We start from the raw sequence: 17,716 nt of genomic DNA, 5'->3' as shown, positions 1-17,716 counted from the left end.
ATCAAACAGGCTGATAGCTGATTGTATAAATGGAAATTTTGTGGGGATCCCTCAGGTGTGATGTATTAAGAAATGACTCAGAAAAGGAATACCTATTATTCCATCTGGCCTACACTTCAGCGCTATATGAAGAAACCGAACAGCTAAGGTTTTTAAACTCAATTAGTAATATTAAACATGTTTTTCAGGATGTAGAGAAATCTTTAGGTAAGAATTTCTTAGTAACATTAAATGAAGAAAGTCAAAAAATAATATCTTCCAGGGAAGTGGGTAAGTTGAAGTGCAATAAAAATTAAATGATTAATATTTGGTGCGTTCCTGATTTTTTTAATTAACCTGAGATCGGTTTAGCGAGCCATGACTGTAATAGCATTGAACTCCGCATTAGTGATATTCAGTTGTGGCTTGGTTTCTTTCAATTGATAGGCGATGAGCCCTGCAATCATGTTCGGCATAAAGCCATGAACACTGCGGTGCCTGGAGTGCACTATCTGTGAGATATTTTTTAACTGGTCATTGATGGTTTCGATAATAATGGATAATGGGGTCAGGATAATGGGGTCAGATCAAAATTAAATAGGCTACAGGTTCTTGGTGGTGACATTATTAATGAAAAAAGTCGGGACAAGATGTAAGTAATTCGCGTTGGTTAGCAGTAGCTTTGCTGCCTGCTTATTAAGGGTAAAACAGGATGAAAAAAATAGTAATGCTGTCGCTGCTGGCGTTGCGCCACACTAAATAAATATCGCTAATCAATAGGCTGCTTTGTATGTTCTTTTTGACATCCTGATCTGAGCTTTAATATTGCAAAAGTAACAGTATTAAATCGACATCATGCACTGTATTGCGCTGCTTTTCTCAGACGTCCCTGACACTGCTTCGTGCTAAGGTGTCAGGGCAAAAGATTATATTACGCTATAGCGGTGATTCTACTGGCAACGCTTATATCGAGGCTGTCAGGATGCAGTGAGCTTAATGTAACCTTGAAGCGGGCGGGGTTAGTTGTAAATGCTACCTTGCCCGGGCCTTGAAAAAACTATACACTTGCCGCGCAACCAAGGGGTGTGGCTGTGCTTTGGCACTGGCGCTGAGATGCTTTCGGGCAAACCCTTATAACCTGATCCGGATCATACCGGCGGAGGGATGGTGCTAACTCCCCATTTTGGTGTGATCCCGTAATTGTTTACGGAGCCTGACACCTATGCCTTATCGCCTTTCCCATCTAACCTTTAGTGTAAGTTTAGCTTTTTCAGCGCTAGCTTTTTCAGCGATGTCTGAAGACTTGTCCGCTATTGAGCGCCTGACCGTACAAGGTGATTTTAGGCAGCAGTCCATACAGCAAGTCGCTGGCAGTGTCGTGGTGCTCAGCGAGCAGGATGCACAGCGCCAGTCGGCACAACATCTGGATCAGCTACTGGCGCAACTGGCTAATGTTAACTTTGCTGCCGGTGCCTCGCGCGGCCGCTTTGTGCAGGTGCGTGGTATTGGTGAGCGCAGTGAATTTATTGATGTGATTAACCCCTCAGTCGGCATTCTTATCGACGGTATCGATTACGCCGGCCTTGGTATTAGCAGTGTCGCGCATTTAGAGCAGCTCGAAGTATTTCGCGGCCCTGAAGCCACCCGTTTTGGCACCAATGCACTGGCCGGTATGTTAAACCTGACCTCGCGCCAACCGACTTTTACCCCGGAAGGGCAGCTGAGTGCTACTCTGGCCAATTACAATAGCTGGCAATTAAGCGGCAGTTACAGTGCCGGCCTGACTGAGCAATTAGCCTACAGCCTGACTCTGGATAAACAGGTATCTGATGGCTTTATCCGCAATAACTTTCTTGAGCGCAAAGACACCAACAATATTGATGAGCTGACCGGGCGTTTTAAACTGGCTTATCAGGTATCTGACGATTTAGCGCTGCAGTTGGTGGCACACCGTATCGAGCAGGATAACGGCTATGATGCCTTTTCGCTGGATAAAAACCGCAGCACCTTATCAGATGAGCCGGGCCGTGATGTGCTGGACAGCAATGCGCTGGCCCTGCAGCTTGATTACCGTGGTGCTGCCTATGCCGATATGTTTGCCCAGTTAAGCTGGTTGCAGGCCGAGTCTGATTATGGCTTTGACGAAGACTGGTCTTTTGTGGGTATAGCACCGGGCTGGGAATATTCTTATACCGACCGTTACTTGCGCGACCGAGAGCAGTTAATGCTGGATTACCGGCTGGTATCAAAAGAGGCCGGGCAACTAGGCGAGGCCACCGACTGGGTAGCCGGTATCTATGTTAGTCAGCGGGAGCTGGAGCTAAAGCGCTTACGCCGTGCCGGCAGTAATTTCCGGCAGTTTAGTAGCCAATTAGAGCGTGACAACCTGGCGCTGTATGGCGAAACCAGTACGCTTTTGTCGCCAAACCTGACACTGGTGCTGGGCGGTCGGGTTGAGCGCTATAAAGACGCCTACCAGGACAGCGCCACTGTGATGCTCAGCGAGCAGGAAACTATGTGGGGCGGCAAGCTTAGCCTGAACTATCAGGCCAGCACGCAGGCGATGATTTATGGTCTGGTATCGCGCGGTTATAAGGTCGGCGGCGTAAATGGTGAGGCGCTGTCGCGGGCGGCAGATAGTGGTTTTGAGTCTTTACTGGCTAAAGCGCAATTTGCCCCGGAAACGCTGATCAATGCCGAGTTTGGTGTCAAAGGCAGTGCGGTAGATGGCAGTGTGGTAACCCGGGTGGCCGCGTTTTACATGTGGCGGCGTGATATGCAGGTAAAAGGCTGGTTAAACCCTGATTTGGGCCCCGAGTTTGCGGGCTTTATTGATAATGCCGGCAGTGGCCGTAACTATGGCCTGGAAATGGAAAACCGCATAGTACTAAACCCAATGTGGACCCTCTATGTGAATGCCGGCTGGTTACAATCGAAACTGGGCAAGTATGAAACCGACAGTGGTTTGGACTTAACCGGACGTAATCAGGCCCATGCGCCGCGTTATACCTTTAGTCTTGGTACTGACGTGTATCTGACTGAGCAGCTTACTTTTAGTGCCGGAGTACAGGGTAAAGCGGGCTATTATTATTCTGATGGCCATAATGCCCGCTCTGGCAGCACTGAGCAGGTGAATTTACGCTTGAGTTATCAGCGTGAGCAATTGGAGCTGGCACTGTGGATGCGCAACGCGTTGGATCAGGATATCGCGATGCGTGGTTTCTACTTTGGCAATGATCCCCGTGATGAATATGCACCCCACACCTATGAGCAACTGGCTGAACCCCGTCGGATCGGTGTCAGTGCCAGTTATCGCTTTTAAAAGGAGGCGTTATGCAGTTATCAGTTGAAATCAGTAAATACCCGTTAGCGGATGCCTATATTGAGCCGATTAAAGGCTTTATTGCTGAGCTAAACCAGTTTAGCTCGCTGACCATTATCACCAATACCATGAGCACCCAGCTGTTTGGTGACTATGATGAGGTGATGCAGGCGCTGACCCATTGTATGCGCTGGTCTATGCAAACTTACGGTAAGTTGGTGTTTGTCTGTAAGTTTATTCCGGGTGATTTGCGGCCATGAGCGAGTTGCTGAGCAAGTTTTTGGCCGACTGGCAATTGATGCACAGTTTAGAATTGCTGGCCACCTTGCTGGCGCTGGCCTATGTACTACTGGCGTTGAAACAAAGCCTGTGGTGCTGGCCTGCGGCCTTGCTCAGCACCTTATTGTTTGTGCATATCATGTGGGATTCGGCCTTATTGTCAGATGCCTTATTGCATGGCTATTATGCTGGTATGGCTATTTATGGCTGGTGGCGCTGGCAACAGCTAAAACAGGCGAGTAGCGGTAAAGGGCTGATGTGCGAATGGCGCTGGCAGCGCCACGTACTGTTAATTAGCCTGACGGCGTTAGCGGGGCTGCTACTGGGCTATGTTATGGCCAATTATACTCATGCCGATTTTGCCTACCTGGATGCGCAAACCACCGCTTTTAGTGTGATGGCCACAGTGCTGGTGGCCCGTAAGCTGGTATCAAACTGGTTATATTGGGTGGTGATAGATGCCGTCTGTATTTACGTTTATGCACAGAAACATCTGTATTTTCTGACAGCCTTGTTTATGCTGTACACGGTGATAGCCTTAATAGGGTACTTTACATGGCGCCGTTACTACCGCCAACAACCGGCATTTCAGCTGGCGAGCTGAGCGCAATTGATATAATGCAAGCAGGCAATATTGCCAGTTTTTGTCAACATCTGGAATTTTTTGCTGATCACCCGCCTTTGCAGATCCGGCCATTATCTGCCGGCAATACTAACCTAAGTTATTATATTCGTACCGCGCGCAGTGAGTATGTGCTGCGCCGCTACAACTCCTTGCTAAGTGGCCGCTGTCATCAGCAGGAGCTGCGGTGTCAACATGCCGCAGCCGCCGCGGGCTTAGCACCGGCGCCTTTGTGTTTAAATCATCACCAGCATATTTTAATCAGTGACTATATTGCTGAGGGCACAGCGTTAACGCTGAATGGGCCACGTTTAGCTCTGCTGGCCAACAAGGTGGCGCGTTTGCATAATTTAAGAGTGCAAACACCCTTGCTGCATCCCAGCCGTTACTTACGGCAGTTACTTAAGCACACCGAGCAACAGAGCGTTGAGCCTGCGGCCAGTTTATTTGCGGCATTACAACACAGTGCTGAACAGCTTGCGCAGCTGGAGCAGGATACAGTGCTCTGTCATATGGATTTACACCCGGGTAATTTGCTGTGGGCTGGGCAAAAGATATGGATGCTGGATTTTGAGTATGCGCAACTGGCAGACAGCAGTTTTGATTTAGCGGCGTTGTGTTTGCATTTTCAGTTAAGCGCAGAACAACAACAGCAATTAATTAGGGTCTATTGGCAAGAGCGATGTTTTAACGAGCGGGGCAGGCAGCAAAGATTGGCCGTAACAATGGCACAGCGCCTTAAGCTGGCGAAAATATTATACAGTGGTTTTTGTTGGTTATGGTATCAAACGATGCCAGCGGGCAACACAGAGGCTGCCCGCTGGCAGGCGCAGCTGAGTCAGTTACTGGCTCAAAGCCCACCCAGTCTTTCGGCTAACACCTTATAGCGTTTTACATCATCTTCGTTAAATAAAGGTTTGCCATCATTATCTTTATCCGTCGCCACCAGCAGGTTTTCTCTGGCCAGGCGTTCTACCCGGATATCAGGGATCCCTAAAAACTCAGCGACCTGTTGCACCGTCAGCAATGACATATCTTATCCTCAGTAAATTATCATTACAGTAATAGCGTATTTTCAGAGAGTTGTGAACCTGCAGCGAAAATAAAATATGCTTTGGCCAGGGGCGGGGTACTGGGTTTTTCTGATCAGGCTGTGTTAAGGTAAGCAAGTCTTCATTCTGAGGTTACTAATATGTATAAGTTCGTCGCTTGCTGCTGGCAGCCAGCGTGTTGTCACCCGCTATTTCTGCTGAGTTAATTCCGCCAGTGGCGGCTAAACATCCTTATGTGGTGACATCCCCCCATGGCGATCGGCAAGACCCTTATTACTGGTTACGTGATGATGCACATAAAACGGATAGTCAGCCAATGTTGTTTCGCACCAATATGGAAGCAGGCCATGGCGGTAAGTCAGGCCGTTTTTCCCGTTTGGGTGAGATTGCTCAGGAATATGCCTTTATATTAGATTTACTTGAGCAGTCAAAATAGCACTGTGCAGGCGGTATGGCTGGAGCAAAGCTGAGCTCCGGCCATTGTATTGACTAACTTTAATAGACTTTTCTTATAGATAAAGGTATAAATTCAGGCATTATCCCATGGTTACATTGCCGTCTGCTGTTGTGACGTGAGTCACCTTCCAACTAAGTATTTACTTTCACCTGACAGGGCGGGTAGGCTTAGTAGTCGCTGCTGATTGGCCAGAGCAAAGGAATTATCATGTCTACCACACTGGTATGGATTATTTTACTGCCATTGCTCAGTACAGTTGTACCCTTGCTGACTGCCCGTTGGTCACGCAGTACCTTATCGTTGGTGACAGCCATACCGGTGGCACTGGCGCTGATGCTGGTACTATTTCATACCTCCGCTATCTTTGCTGGTGAAACACTGCGCTTTAGCCTCAGTTGGGTGCCGCTGCTGGGGCTGGATATTGCTCTGCGCCTTGATGGCCTGACCTACTTATTTGCGTTATTAATTCTTGGTATTGGTTTACTGGTTATCCTGTATGCCCGCTATTACCTATCGGCACTGGATTCGATGCCGCGGTTCTATGCCTTTTTAATGCTGTTTATGACAGCGATGCTGGGCATAGTGATGTCCAACAACCTGCTGCAATTGTGGTTTTTCTGGGAGCTAACCAGTATCAGCTCATTTTTACTGATCAGTTTTTGGTGGCATAAGTCCGAAGCCCGTCGCGGTGCCCGTATGGCGCTTACCGTCACCGGTGCCGGCGGCCTGGCGTTGTTGGCGGCATTTTTGTTACTGGGACGGATCACCGGGACTTATCAGCTGGATGTAGTGCTGGCCAGTGGTGAACTGATCCGCCAGCATGCCTGGTACCCGATAGTGCTGGTGTTGTTTTTGTTGGGGTGCTTTACCAAATCGGCGCAGTTTCCATTTCATTTCTGGCTGCCCAATGCCATGGCGGCACCTACACCCGTAAGTGCTTACTTACACTCTGCCACTATGGTTAAAGCCGGTATTTTTTTATTAGCACGCTTTTATCCGGTGATGTCGGGTACCGAATTGTGGTTTATTCTGGTCAGCCTGACCGGCCTTAGCACCTTGCTATTGGGTGCTTATCTGGCGTTATTTAAACATGATTTAAAAGGACTGCTGGCCTACTCTACCATCAGCCACCTTGGCCTAATCACGCTGTTATTTGGTATGGGTACCGATTTAGCGGCGGTTGCCGGGGTGTTTCATATTATTAACCATGCCATCTTTAAAGCGTCGTTATTTATGGCTGCGGGCATTATTGATCATGAATCCGGCTCGCGCGACATGCGCCGCTTAAACGGCCTGTGGCAATTTATGCCGATTACCGCCACTCTGGCGATGGTTGCTGCCGGCGCTATGGCCGGTGTACCCTTATTAAACGGCTTTTTATCTAAAGAAATGTTTTTTGCAGAAACCCTGCACCAGCACTTTTTAGGCTCATTATCCTGGGTTGTGCCTGTGCTCGCTACGCTGGCTGCTATATTCTCGGTGGCGTACTCGATGCGCTTTATTCACGATGTGTTTTTTAATGGGCAGCCCAAAGGCCTGACCAAAACACCGCATGAGCCACCACGTTATATGCGGGTGCCGGTAGAGGTGCTGGTAGCGCTGTGTATTCTGGTGGGGGTCGCGCCGGGGTTGCTGGTGGGCGATTTGTTGCATGCGGCGTCGGCTGCAGTGCTCGGTACAGCCATATTGGGTACTTCGGTGCCTGAGTACAGCCTGGCAATCTGGCACGGCTTTAATTTACCTTTATTGATGAGCCTGGTTGCCCTTGCGGGTGGTGCATTTATTTATATCAACCGCCGGCAGTTATTTGAATTTCAGAACACCTTGCCGGGTATGGATGCGCTTAGTAGCTTTGAGCATGGTATGCAGCGTTTAGTGGCCGGCTGTCAGTGGCTATATAACTGGCTGGATAATGGCTCCTTACAGCGCTATATGGCGTTGTTGCTGTGTGCGGTCGTAGTGATGGCAGGTTTGCCGCTGCTGGAGCTGGAGCAGCTTGCTGGTAGTCGACCACAGTTGCCGCTGGATGCCGTCAATGCCACTGGCGCCGCCATGTTGTTGATCAGTGCTTTTGCTACCGTGATATGGCATCGGCAGCGGGTGATAGCATTATTAATGATTTCGGTAGTCGGCTTGATGGTATCGATTGCCTTTACCCGCTTTTCCGCGCCGGATCTGGCCTTAACCCAGCTATCGGTTGAGGTGGTCACTGTTATTCTGTTGATGCTGGCGCTGTTTTTTCTGCCGCACAAAACGCCAAAACAATCTATGCCTTCTAGGGTGTTGCGTGACTTGGGCTTAGCCGGCATGGTTGGGGTAGTGATTGGCAGCCTGAGTTACGCCATTATGACCCGGCCATTTGCTACGATTTCTGATTTTTTTGTTGCCAATGCCAAGACCGGCGGTGGTGGTACTAATGTAGTAAACGTCATCCTGGTTGATTTCCGGGGTTTTGATACGCTGGGTGAAATTGCGGTACTGGGTATCGCTGCACTGGGTATCTTCAAATTATTAACCCGTATTCCGGTGTTTAAACCCAGCAGTGATGGCGAAGGGCGGCCCTGGGCACGCGAGCGTCATCCATTGCTGCTGGCAACAGTGGCACAAAGTATTTTACCTATGGCGCTGATGGTGTCGGTGTTTATTTTCTTCCGCGGCCATAACCTGCCTGGTGGCGGTTTTATCGCCGGCTTAATCAGCGCTGTAGCCATTATCCTGTTGTATATCTCACAAGGCGTAGACTGGGTGAAAGCGCGTATGAATATTGAATATCAACGGGTGGTGGCCGTGGGACTGATGATAGCCTTGCTCACCGGCTTGGCCAGTTTGTTGTTTAACCGGCCTTTCCTGACCTCCTGGTTTGATTATTTCCAGCTGCCGCTACTGGGCGAAATTGAACTGGCCAGTGCCATTGCCTTTGATTTGGGGGTCTATGTTACGGTGGTAGGTGCCACGCTGCTGATTTTAGCCAGTTTAGGTAAGATGACCACTTCGCATCGTCCAACACACCGGGAGCCGACCTGATGGAAATGCTTTTTGCCTGCTGTATTGCTTTTTTAACGGCCTGCGGCGTGTTTTTAATGCTGCGTGGGCGCACCTTCCCGGTGGTGGTAGGGCTGACCATGCTGTCTTACGCGGTGAACTTGTTTATATTTGGCTCTGGTCGCCTTAATTTACGCGGCGCCGTGGTGCTGGGTACCTCAGACAGCTATGCCGATCCGCTGCCGCAGGCGTTGGTGTTAACAGCTATTGTTATAGGTTTTGCGATGACCGCCTTTCTGGTGATTTTAGCCATTCGGGCGCGTGCTGATTTAGGCAGTGATCATGTCGATGGCAAATTGCCCAGCCCGAAACATCAGGCTAAACGGGAGTCGCGTTGATGAGTCATCTTATTTTACTGCCCGTGTTGTTGCCGATGCTAACGGCGCTACTCATCATGTTACCGCCGGTGCATTATTCGCCCAACCGTCGTCGTTGGTTAAGTATGGGCTCCACCTTAGTGCTATTACTGTTGTCGCTTTGGTTGTTACGCCAAACCTTAACTGAGGGCGTTACTTTTTATGCGCTGGGTAACTGGCAGCCGCCCTTTGGTATTATTCTGGTTGCCGATATCGTCAGTGTGTTAATGGTCTGTTTGACCGCCTTTTTAGCCTTAGGCGCCATTTGTTATGGCAGTGCCGGCGAAGATGAGCGCGGTAGCTTCTTCCATCCATTGTTTCAATTTCAATTAATGGGCATCAATGGCGCCTTTTTAACCGGTGATTTATTTAACCTCTTTGTGTTCTTTGAAGTGCTGCTAATTGCCTCTTATGCCTTGTTAATTCATGGCGGTGGTAAAAACAAAACCAAGGCTGCGGTACACTATGTGATTTTAAACCTGGCGGGATCGGCGGTGTTTTTGTTTGCGCTGGCCATTTTATACGGCACCCTGGGAACGCTGAACATTGCTGATATGGCGCTTAAAATTGCTAGCGTACCAGCAGAAAACCTGATGTTAGTGAAAGCCGGTGGTTTATTGCTACTTATTGTGTTTGCGCTAAAGGCCGCATTGTTACCACTGCAATTTTGGTTACCCGCTACCTATTCCTCTGCTTCACCTCCGGTGGCAGCGCTGTTTGCCGTGATGACTAAAATCGGTGTCTATGCATTACTTAGGGTCTATACCACTATCTTTGGCGAGCAAGCCGGGCCTTTAGCCGGTATGGCCTCTGTCTGGTTGTGGCCTTTGGGCCTTACCACCATTGCGCTTGGCGCTGTTGGTGTGCTGGCCAGTCAGGATTTTAAAAAGCTGGTGGCTAACCTGGTGCTGGTATCTGTGGGCAGCCTGGTGTGCTTAGTGGCACTGGGTAACAATGCTGCGAATTCAGCGGTACTCTATTACACCCTGCACTCCACGCTGGTTACTGCGGCGCTGTTTTTACTGGCTGATATGATTGCTCTGCAGCGTGGTAAAGCAGCAGATCGACTGGTTTCAGCGCGCAGAGTGGCGCAGCCGGTATTATTGGGCACCTTATTTATGCTGGCGGCGATTTCAGTGGCCGGCTTACCGCCGTTATCAGGTTTTATTGGTAAGATAATGATGCTGCAAGCCGTCACGGATGGTGCGGCACAGCTGGCGTTATGGGCGGTGGTGCTGATCTCCAGTTTGCTGGTGCTGATTGGCTTATCACGGGCCGGCAGTACCTTGTTCTGGCGGGTAGGAGGTCAACCGGCGAACGAGGACAAAGCTAAACCATTACAAATATTTGCAGTGTGCTGGTTACTCAGCGCCAGCGTGGCCTTGACGGTGTTTGCCGGCCCTATGACTGAGCTCACCTTGCAAGGGGCCGAGCAGTTGGCAGACGTTGCGTCGGCCATATCAGTTATCTTAGCGCAGCCTGGAGTCACACCATGAGAATGAATCCGCGTTTTAAATGGTTGCCCACACCTTATCGTAGCTTGTTGTTATTTTTTATCTGGCTGTTATTGAATCAGAGTGTGGCACCCTTTCACTTGCTGGGCGCCGTACTGTTAGCCATCGGCATACCCTGGCTTTGTTATAAATTCCGCGATCCGCAGCCTTTGGTCGAGCGCCCCTTCTTAGCGCTGCGCTACATCTTACGGGTATTTGCCGACATAGTGACGGCTAATGCTGAGGTCGCCATGTTAATTTTAGGCCCGGTAAGTAAATTGCAACCCGCTTTTGTCAGGGTGCCGTTGGATTTACAGCATAATCTACCGCTGACTATTTTAGCTGGTACTGTATCGATGACACCGGGTACGGTGAGTGCTGATATTTATCCTTGTACTGAACATCTTTCTCCAGATGAGCCGCTACCGCAGCGCTGGTTGCTTATCCATGTGTTAAACCTGGAAGATGAGGCTGAATTGATTGCGACTATTAAGCAGCGCTACGAAGCCCCGTTAAAGGAGATCTTCAAATGTTAGCCAATGTGATTTTTCTGGTATTTGGCATGATAAGCCTGGCGTTGTTATTGAACCTCTGGTCGTTATTACGGGGCCCCAGCTTGCCAGATCGTATTCTGGCACTCGATACCATGTACATCAACAGTATCGCGCTGATTATTCTGTACGGCTTATTGATGGGCTCCCCGTTGTATTTTGAAGCCGCGCTGTTGATTGCGATGATTGGCTTTATCAGTACCGTGGCAGTCTGTAAGTTTTTTCTGCGCGGCGATATCATTGAATAAGGAGCACTAAATGCAACATTGGATGGAATGGGCGGTCGCGTTCTTTTTATTGCTCGGTGGCAGCTTTGTACTGATAGGCTCAATTGGTTTAGTGCGGATGCCGGATTTTTTTATGCGCTTGCATGGCCCGACCAAAGCCACCACCTTAGGTATGGGTGGTATTTTACTGGGCTCAATTTTTTATTTCAGTATGTCACCGGAAACGATAAGTGTGCATGAGCTGTTGATCACCTTGTTTTTATTAATCACCGCACCGGTTAGTGCTCATATGCTCATTAAAACCGCCTTACACCACAGGCTAAAGGCGGTCGAGCATACGTTAGGTGAGCAAGAGTTAAAACGTGGTCAGGCGCATGCCAGTAAGGCGGGTAACCGTAGCCCGGATGCCGAATCTTAAGTTTTTTCATCGTTTTTAGCTTGCTCAGGGCTGCGCAGCACATGGGTGTCGGCATCGTAGCGGCCATGCAGCTCATCTTTTACCGTGTGCTTCCACAGCGGCACCCCAATAAAATATCCGGCGCGGCCAATAGCATGGGCGGCAATAGGTCAGGTAAGGGTAGTAAAGGCCATTACCGCCAGCGCTTTTAAAGTCACGCTACTCTCACCAAAAAACAGCATTACCGCACACATGATTAAGCCTGCGCCAAGCACGCCTGACTTGGTGGTGGCATGCATGCGGGTTAATAAGTCGGGCATTCTAAACACCCCTAGTGATGCTACCAGCATAAATAAACAGCCGCTCAGTAACAATAGAACGGCAAGTAATTCAATGATTATCACGGTGACTCCCCTTTTCCAAATAGCGGGCAAAACCAATGGCAGCTAAAAAGGCCGTCAGTGCCAACACCATGGTGACATCAATATAGGCGTCACGGCCACTGCGTATCGCATACAAGCCGATTACGCCAACCGTAATAGAGGCAATTAACTCCAGTGCGACTACTCTGTCGGGCAAGGTCGGGCCTTTTAATAAGCGCCATAATGCCAGTAATAGCGCCAGGCAGAGGATGGCAAAGCCTAATAACAAGGCATATTCCATAACAGTATTCATCGCATCACCCGTAAAATTTTTGTTTCCAGCCGTTTTAATTCACTCAGTACAGCGGCTTCATCATACAAGTACATCACATGCACATAGAGTACCCGGCGATCAGTTGATACATCCAGACTCAGTGAGCCTGGCGTTAATGAGATAGCATTAGCCAGCATGGTAATTTCCATATCGGTTTCTGCCCGTAGCGGCATGGCTATTACCCCGGGTTTCATCAAATTGGTAGGTGTCAGCACATCATATGCCACTTTTAAATTGGCCATGATCAGCTCTTTGGTAAAAAACACCACAAAGCTGATAAAACGTGGTACCTGTTGGCGGTATTTGCGCACATCCGTGTGCTGCCGGAACACAAATACCAGCACCAGATAAGAAATAATAAAGCCAACCAGCAAGCCGCCGCCCGTAAAGGTATCGGTTAAGGCTGCCCAGATCATCGCCATTACCAGATTCGACAATAACAGATTCATAGCTCGTCAGCCCCCAGCACAGCGTTAATATAGAGTTGTGGGTTAAGTAACTGTGCGGCCGTTTGCTCAGCCAACTGATAAATGGGTTCAGCAAACACCCCTATCGCTACTGTCATGGCGGCGAGGGTGCCGGTGGTCCAGAACAGCAGGCCATTGCGCCCTGGCGCAGGAATATCTGGTGCCGGCTGTGGTACCGCTTTCCAAAAGGCTTCATTCCAGATTTTAATCATGGAGTACAAGGTTAACAGCCCCACCAGCAAGGCGATACCTACAGCCCACCAGGCATGGGCGTCGACACCAGCTTTAATCAGAATAAATTTGGCAAAAAAGCCCGATAACGGCGGTACACCAGCCAGTGATAAAGCCGGGATTAAAAACAGGATAGCCAGCCCCGGGTGCTCTTTATATAAACCACCTAGCCGATTTAACTCAAAACTACCGCGTAAGCGATAGATAATACCGGCCACCAGAAACAGGTTCGCCTTCACAATAATGTGGTGCATGATATAAAACACCCCACCAATCAGGGCCAGTGGCGTATAGAGCGCCAGCCCTAACATCATATAGCCGATCTGGCTGATAATGTGAAAGCTCAGAATACGTCTTATTTCAAATTGGGCGGCTGCACCTAAAACGCCGGTGAGCATGGTAAACACAGCCATCCACAACAAAATGTTATGGGTAAAGGCCACTTCGGTATTAAAAATCAGGGTAAACACCCGGTACAGCGCGTAAACACCAACCTTAGTTAATAAGCCGGCAAACACCGCAGAAACCGCTACTTGCGGCGTATGATAAGACGCCGGTAACCAGAAAAATAACGGAAAGGCTGCCGCTTTAATTGAGAAAGCAATTAAAAACAGCATGGCGACTACGGTAACCATACGTTGATCTTCAACCTGGGTCAGCCGCACGGCGATATCTGCCATATTTAACGAGCCAACCAGGCCATATAACAAGCCGATGGCCGTTAAAAATAATGCGGAAGACAGTAGGTTTAACGTAACGTATTTAATGGCACCTTCCATTTGCGCCCGCTCACCACCCTGAATTAACAGCGCAAATGATGCCACTAGCAACACTTCAAACCACACATAGAGGTTAAAAATATCACCGGTTAGAAAAGCACCATTAACACCTGCCAGTAACAAATGTAATAAAGGGTAATAACCAAAACGTTCAAAGCGTTTGCGAACGGTCTTCAGGCTATATAAAGCGGTCGCAAAGCCGGTAATCGCTGCCAGTAATACCATAATAGCACCGAGTAAATCGGCGACCAGTACTATGCCAAAGGGCGCGAGCCAGGAGCCCACTTCCAGCACCAGTATGCCGTGAGCATGGGTTTGCCACAGCAGAGCACAGGCCGCAATTAGCAGGCTGGCGGTACCAATAGCACCTAGCCAGCGCTGCGCGCCATGGTGATGAAGTATGGTCAGTGAAACAGCGCCGAATAATAGTGGTAGAATAACCGGCAAAGCAACCAATACAGTTAAATCCATCAATCGGTTCCTTTCATTTCGTTCATGTCATCTGTTTGCACCACTTCACAGGCGCGGTGAATTAACACCACGGCAAAGGCAAGTACACCAAAACCGATTACGATGGCAGTCAGAATCAGTGCCTGCGCCAGAGGGTCGGCGGCATTGCCAGCGATAAATTCATGTCCTTTATCTATTAATGGCGGCACCCCACGTTCCAGTCCGGCGACGGTGAAAATCAGTAAATTAGCGGCGTTAGATAGTAAAATAAGCCCAATCACCAGCTTAACAACAGAGCGTCGCAGCATCATGTAGATAGCTGCGGCGTAGAGACAGCCAATTAAAATAGCCATTAAGGTGGTCATGAATGTTCAGCCTCCGCCAGAGTAAAAACTACGGTCAGCACAGTGCCAATAACACCCAGATACACGCCAATATCAAAAATTAGCGGGGTACTGAGTTTTAAGTTGCCGAGTATCGGCAAATCCAGATTCCACCACTGAGCGGTAAAAAACTGTTCGCCGACAAATAACGCGGGCAAAGAGGCGCCGGCAGCCAGCACCAAGCCCATTACCACTAACTGCAAAGGGTGTACACGTAAAATGGTGCGGGCAGCACGGTAATCTTCAGCAAACAGCTTTAGTGAAATAGCCGCGGCGGCGACCAGACCACCGATAAAGCCGCCACCGGGTTCATCATGGCCACGTAACAACAAAAACAACGAGAATAAAATTAATAATGGCAATAGCAGTGTGGCGCCGGTATTGAGAATTAACGAGCGCATATTAAAACGGGGGGTCATTTAGTCTCTCCTGTTTTAGTGGTTTGCTCACGTTGCTTCTGAGCGGCCAGCCTTTTATCGGCATTGGTCACCGGCAGAGCGCCGGTACGTAAATGCACCATTGCATAAACACCAATAGCCACTAATGCCAGTACGAAAATTTCACCCAGCGTATCAAGCGCCCTGAAATCGACCAGAATGACGTTGACTACATTACGGCCGTAGCCCTCGGGCACGCTTTTTTTTCCAGGAAATAATCAGAGATGCCCTCCATCGAGCGGGCATTGGTCACCAGCAGAATTAACAAAGTGATTAAGCCGCCGGACATCAGTGCAATAGTGGCATCGCGGGCGCGGTTAATGTTAGAGGACATATTACGAAACTCGGGTAAACGATACAGCACCAATACCAAAAGCAAGACGGTGATGGTTTCAACCAATACCTGGGTGATACCGACATCCACGGCACTGAAGAACACATAAATAAGTGCCACACCAAAGCCCAGGGCGCCAAGCAGTGCCACTGCTGCTAAAAAAGACTTCACAGTAACGGCGGCCAGCGTAGTAATTAATAACAGCAATACCACAGTCACTTCCTGTAAGCGGATGCCAGACAGGTCGATATTCAGATTCAGATGACCCAGGCGCAGGATAGCCCAGCCCACCAGCAATACTATTGTGGCCATGGTGGTGATCAGATAATGCCGTAAATAACCATTTTGCAATGTTTTGGTTTGCCAGGCTGAAAAGTCTATCATGCCTTGCATTAGTTTATAGTAACCGGCTTCAGGACCAAACTGGCTAAGCCGTTCTAACAGCGCTGTGCGTTGCCGCCAGCCTTGCCAGAACTTATAAAGCACTAATCCCAGCACCAGGCTACAGAGGCTAAGCATCAGAGGCAGGTTAATACCATGCCATAACGACAAACTAATGTTGACCGGCTGGCCATAGACAGCACTGGCCGCGGCTTGCAGCAGGTATTGATCGGGCAAAAAGGGTAACACGCCACAGAGCAGACCAAGGCTGGCTAATATGATGGGCCCCGCCAATAAAGCAGGGCCAGGATCATGCGCCGCTTTTGGAGTGCTGATTGTTTTACCAAACCAGGGTTTTAATGCCAATAGCGCTGCCACTAACACTACAAAGATATTAGCGGTAACAGTGGCAATAGTTAAGCCTAATTGCCAGTGAGAGCCGCGCAGAACGGCTTCTAACAATAATTCCTTGCCAACAAAGCCAAATAGCGGAATGACCCCGGCCAGCGAAAGCGCAGCCAGGATGGCGGCCAGCGTGGTTTTAGGCATTAATCTACGCAGGCCAGATACATCGCGGAAATCTTTGACGCCAGCTTCATGGTCTAAAATGCCGGCAATCATAAAGAGTGCACCTTTATATAACGCATGCGCCAGTAAAAAGGTGACAGCAGCCATGGCGGCTGTCTCGGTGCCCAGCCCCAGTAACATAGTAAGGGTACCCAGCGCCATCACTGTAGAATAGGCCAGCACTTTTTTAATACCGGTGGCGCGGCTGGCCAGAATAATACCGGTCAGCATAGTCAGGGCTCCCACCAGGCTCAGTGTCAGCATCCAAGCATCACTACCGCCTAAGGTAGGGTGTAAACGAGCCAGTATGTAAATACCGGCTTTGACCATCGTGGCTGAATGCAGGTAGGCGGATACCGGCGTTGGTGCCGCCATGGCATTAGGTAGCCAGAAATGAAAAGGGGTTTGTGCTGATTTAGTAAAAGCGCCCAGTAAAATTAAGCTGAGCATCGCTAAATACAGCGGGTGTTCGGTTAGGGCAGGGCCGGCTAAAATCTCACTGAGCTCATAGCTGCCCGCAGCCATGCCCAGCATAATGAAGCCGGTCATTAACGCCAGGCCGCCCAGTACGGTGACCATCAACCCCTGATGTGCTTTCTTGCGAGACTCCTCATCTTCATGGTTAAAGCCAATCAACATAAAAGAGCTGACAGTGGTTAGCTCCCAAAATACAAACAGCGAAATCAGATTGTCAGATAACACCAGACCGAGCATCGAGCCCATAAAGCCTAGTAAAAACAGGAAGAAACGCCCCAACGCCGCATGACCTTCCAGATAGCGGCCAGCGTAAGCCAGAATAAAAAAACCAATACCGCTTATAAGCAGGGCAAACAGTAATGACAGGCCGTCCACCAGAAAGCTGAACTGTATGCTCATGCCGGGCAACCACTGATAGGCTATGCGCAGCGTTTCCCCACTGCTAATAAGCGGGATTAAGCTGGCAAAGTAAACAAAGATGCTGGCGGGCAACAGCGATAACAGCCAGCCAGTGTGACGCCCAACAAGCTGTTGTAGCCGGGGAGCGGCACAAGCCAGAATAAAACATGACAGCACCGCTATCATTACCATGAGCGTCTCCTAACGATTAACAGCGACCCCCTAATGATTGTGTGCAAACCACTAATTATCCGACAAAAAATAGCCGTAAACTGCTATTACACTAGAGGCTGTTGATCTTTGAGTGAAAAATAAACGGCATAGCAACAAGGTATAAT

At 49.2% G+C, this 17,716-nt stretch carries 17 protein-coding genes, 3 pseudogenes and 1 riboswitch; of the genes and pseudogenes, 11 read left to right on the top strand and 9 right to left on the bottom strand.

Annotated elements, in window-relative coordinates:
• Positions 1 to 347 precede the first annotated feature (347 nt).
• Positions 348 to 533 (bottom strand): annotated as a pseudogene (locus tag V7D78_RS12940) (transposase); the annotation flags it as partial.
• Positions 534 to 1,048: 515 nt separating this feature from the next.
• A riboswitch (TPP riboswitch) is annotated at positions 1,049 to 1,161 on the top strand.
• A gap of 40 nt (positions 1,162 to 1,201) precedes the next feature.
• Here V7D78_RS12940 and V7D78_RS12935 point away from each other — a divergent pair.
• Genes V7D78_RS12935 through V7D78_RS12920 form a run of 4 tightly spaced genes read left to right on the top strand, consistent with a single transcriptional unit; the run spans position 1,202 to position 5,089 of the window.
• Positions 1,202 to 3,301, top strand: a complete 2,100-nt coding sequence (locus V7D78_RS12935; protein ID WP_333608869.1) for a TonB-dependent receptor — start codon at positions 1,202 to 1,204, stop codon at positions 3,299 to 3,301.
• 11 nt (positions 3,302 to 3,312) lie between these two features.
• Entirely contained in the window at positions 3,313 to 3,561 is a 249-nt protein-coding gene (locus V7D78_RS12930; protein WP_333608868.1) for a hypothetical protein, read from the top strand.
• Entirely contained in the window at positions 3,558 to 4,184 is a 627-nt protein-coding gene (gene pnuC, locus V7D78_RS12925; RefSeq protein WP_333608867.1) for a nicotinamide riboside transporter PnuC, read from the top strand. Before V7D78_RS12930 ends, pnuC begins: the two co-directional genes overlap by 4 nt.
• Entirely contained in the window at positions 4,136 to 5,089 is a 954-nt protein-coding gene (locus V7D78_RS12920) for a phosphotransferase (protein WP_333608866.1), read from the top strand. Before pnuC ends, V7D78_RS12920 begins: the two co-directional genes overlap by 49 nt.
• Here V7D78_RS12920 and V7D78_RS12915 read toward each other — a convergent pair.
• On the bottom strand, positions 5,053 to 5,235 hold the full coding sequence (locus tag V7D78_RS12915; RefSeq protein WP_333608865.1) for a helix-turn-helix domain-containing protein: 183 nt from the start codon (positions 5,233 to 5,235) through the stop codon (positions 5,053 to 5,055). The two genes, V7D78_RS12920 and V7D78_RS12915, sit on opposite strands and share 37 nt — an antisense overlap.
• A gap of 194 nt (positions 5,236 to 5,429) precedes the next feature.
• Between V7D78_RS12915 and V7D78_RS12910 the strand changes: the two genes are divergently transcribed.
• The 7 genes from V7D78_RS12910 (at position 5,430) to V7D78_RS12880 (ending at position 11,798) form a co-directional block, all read left to right on the top strand.
• On the top strand, positions 5,430 to 5,690 hold the full coding sequence (locus V7D78_RS12910) for a hypothetical protein (RefSeq protein ID WP_333608864.1): 261 nt from the start codon (positions 5,430 to 5,432) through the stop codon (positions 5,688 to 5,690).
• Between the two features lie 228 nt (positions 5,691 to 5,918).
• Positions 5,919 to 8,735 (top strand): monovalent cation/H+ antiporter subunit A, encoded by a 2,817-nt coding sequence (locus tag V7D78_RS12905; RefSeq protein ID WP_333608863.1) that lies wholly within the window; start codon positions 5,919 to 5,921, stop codon positions 8,733 to 8,735.
• Positions 8,735 to 9,091: a Na+/H+ antiporter subunit C gene (locus V7D78_RS12900; protein ID WP_333608862.1), complete on the top strand. Its 357-nt coding sequence runs from the start codon at positions 8,735 to 8,737 to the stop codon at positions 9,089 to 9,091. The genes V7D78_RS12905 and V7D78_RS12900 overlap by 1 nt, the downstream gene beginning before the upstream one ends.
• Positions 9,091 to 10,605, top strand: a complete 1,515-nt coding sequence (locus V7D78_RS12895; protein WP_333608861.1) for a monovalent cation/H+ antiporter subunit D — start codon at positions 9,091 to 9,093, stop codon at positions 10,603 to 10,605. The genes V7D78_RS12900 and V7D78_RS12895 overlap by 1 nt, the downstream gene beginning before the upstream one ends.
• Positions 10,602 to 11,138, top strand: a complete 537-nt coding sequence (locus V7D78_RS12890; RefSeq protein ID WP_333608860.1) for a Na+/H+ antiporter subunit E — start codon at positions 10,602 to 10,604, stop codon at positions 11,136 to 11,138. The genes V7D78_RS12895 and V7D78_RS12890 overlap by 4 nt, the downstream gene beginning before the upstream one ends.
• A complete protein-coding gene (locus tag V7D78_RS12885; RefSeq protein ID WP_333608859.1) occupies positions 11,132 to 11,401 on the top strand; it encodes a K+/H+ antiporter subunit F in 270 nt (89 codons plus the stop codon). Before V7D78_RS12890 ends, V7D78_RS12885 begins: the two co-directional genes overlap by 7 nt.
• A 10-nt stretch (positions 11,402 to 11,411) precedes the next feature.
• Positions 11,412 to 11,798 carry a Na+/H+ antiporter subunit G gene (locus tag V7D78_RS12880; RefSeq protein ID WP_333608858.1) on the top strand — a complete coding sequence of 129 codons (387 nt, stop codon included), beginning with the start codon at positions 11,412 to 11,414 and terminating at the stop codon, positions 11,796 to 11,798.
• On the opposite strand, the pseudogene mnhG reads toward V7D78_RS12880, so the two are convergent.
• The 7 genes and pseudogenes from mnhG to V7D78_RS12845 all read right to left on the bottom strand — a co-directional run bounded on the left by mnhG (position 11,795) and on the right by V7D78_RS12845 (position 17,570).
• Positions 11,795 to 12,175: pseudogene (gene mnhG, locus V7D78_RS12875) on the bottom strand (monovalent cation/H(+) antiporter subunit G). The gene V7D78_RS12880 and the pseudogene mnhG overlap by 4 nt on opposite strands.
• Positions 12,168 to 12,440: a monovalent cation/H+ antiporter complex subunit F gene (locus tag V7D78_RS12870; RefSeq protein WP_442886532.1), complete on the bottom strand. Its 273-nt coding sequence runs from the start codon at positions 12,438 to 12,440 to the stop codon at positions 12,168 to 12,170. The pseudogene mnhG and the gene V7D78_RS12870 overlap by 8 nt, the downstream one beginning before the upstream one ends.
• Before the next feature lie 8 nt (positions 12,441 to 12,448).
• A complete protein-coding gene (locus V7D78_RS12865) occupies positions 12,449 to 12,922 on the bottom strand; it encodes a Na+/H+ antiporter subunit E (RefSeq protein ID WP_333608856.1) in 474 nt (157 codons plus the stop codon).
• Positions 12,919 to 14,421 (bottom strand): Na+/H+ antiporter subunit D, encoded by a 1,503-nt coding sequence (locus tag V7D78_RS12860; RefSeq protein ID WP_333608855.1) that lies wholly within the window; start codon positions 14,419 to 14,421, stop codon positions 12,919 to 12,921. Before V7D78_RS12860 ends, V7D78_RS12865 begins: the two co-directional genes overlap by 4 nt.
• Entirely contained in the window at positions 14,421 to 14,765 is a 345-nt protein-coding gene (locus V7D78_RS12855; protein WP_333608854.1) for a Na+/H+ antiporter subunit C, read from the bottom strand. The genes V7D78_RS12860 and V7D78_RS12855 overlap by 1 nt, the downstream gene beginning before the upstream one ends.
• On the bottom strand, positions 14,762 to 15,202 hold the full coding sequence (locus tag V7D78_RS12850) for a Na+/H+ antiporter subunit B (protein ID WP_333608853.1): 441 nt from the start codon (positions 15,200 to 15,202) through the stop codon (positions 14,762 to 14,764). Before V7D78_RS12850 ends, V7D78_RS12855 begins: the two co-directional genes overlap by 4 nt.
• A pseudogene (locus V7D78_RS12845) lies at positions 15,199 to 17,570 on the bottom strand (putative monovalent cation/H+ antiporter subunit A). The gene V7D78_RS12850 and the pseudogene V7D78_RS12845 overlap by 4 nt, the downstream one beginning before the upstream one ends.
• Positions 17,571 to 17,716: the final 146 nt, after the last annotated feature.

The organism is Arsukibacterium sp., assembly GCF_036735525.1.
Taxonomy (GTDB): Bacteria; Pseudomonadota; Gammaproteobacteria; order Enterobacterales; family Alteromonadaceae; genus Alishewanella.
The sequence above is the reverse complement of the archived record's forward strand: the minus strand, read 5'-3'. Positions and strand labels throughout refer to the sequence as shown.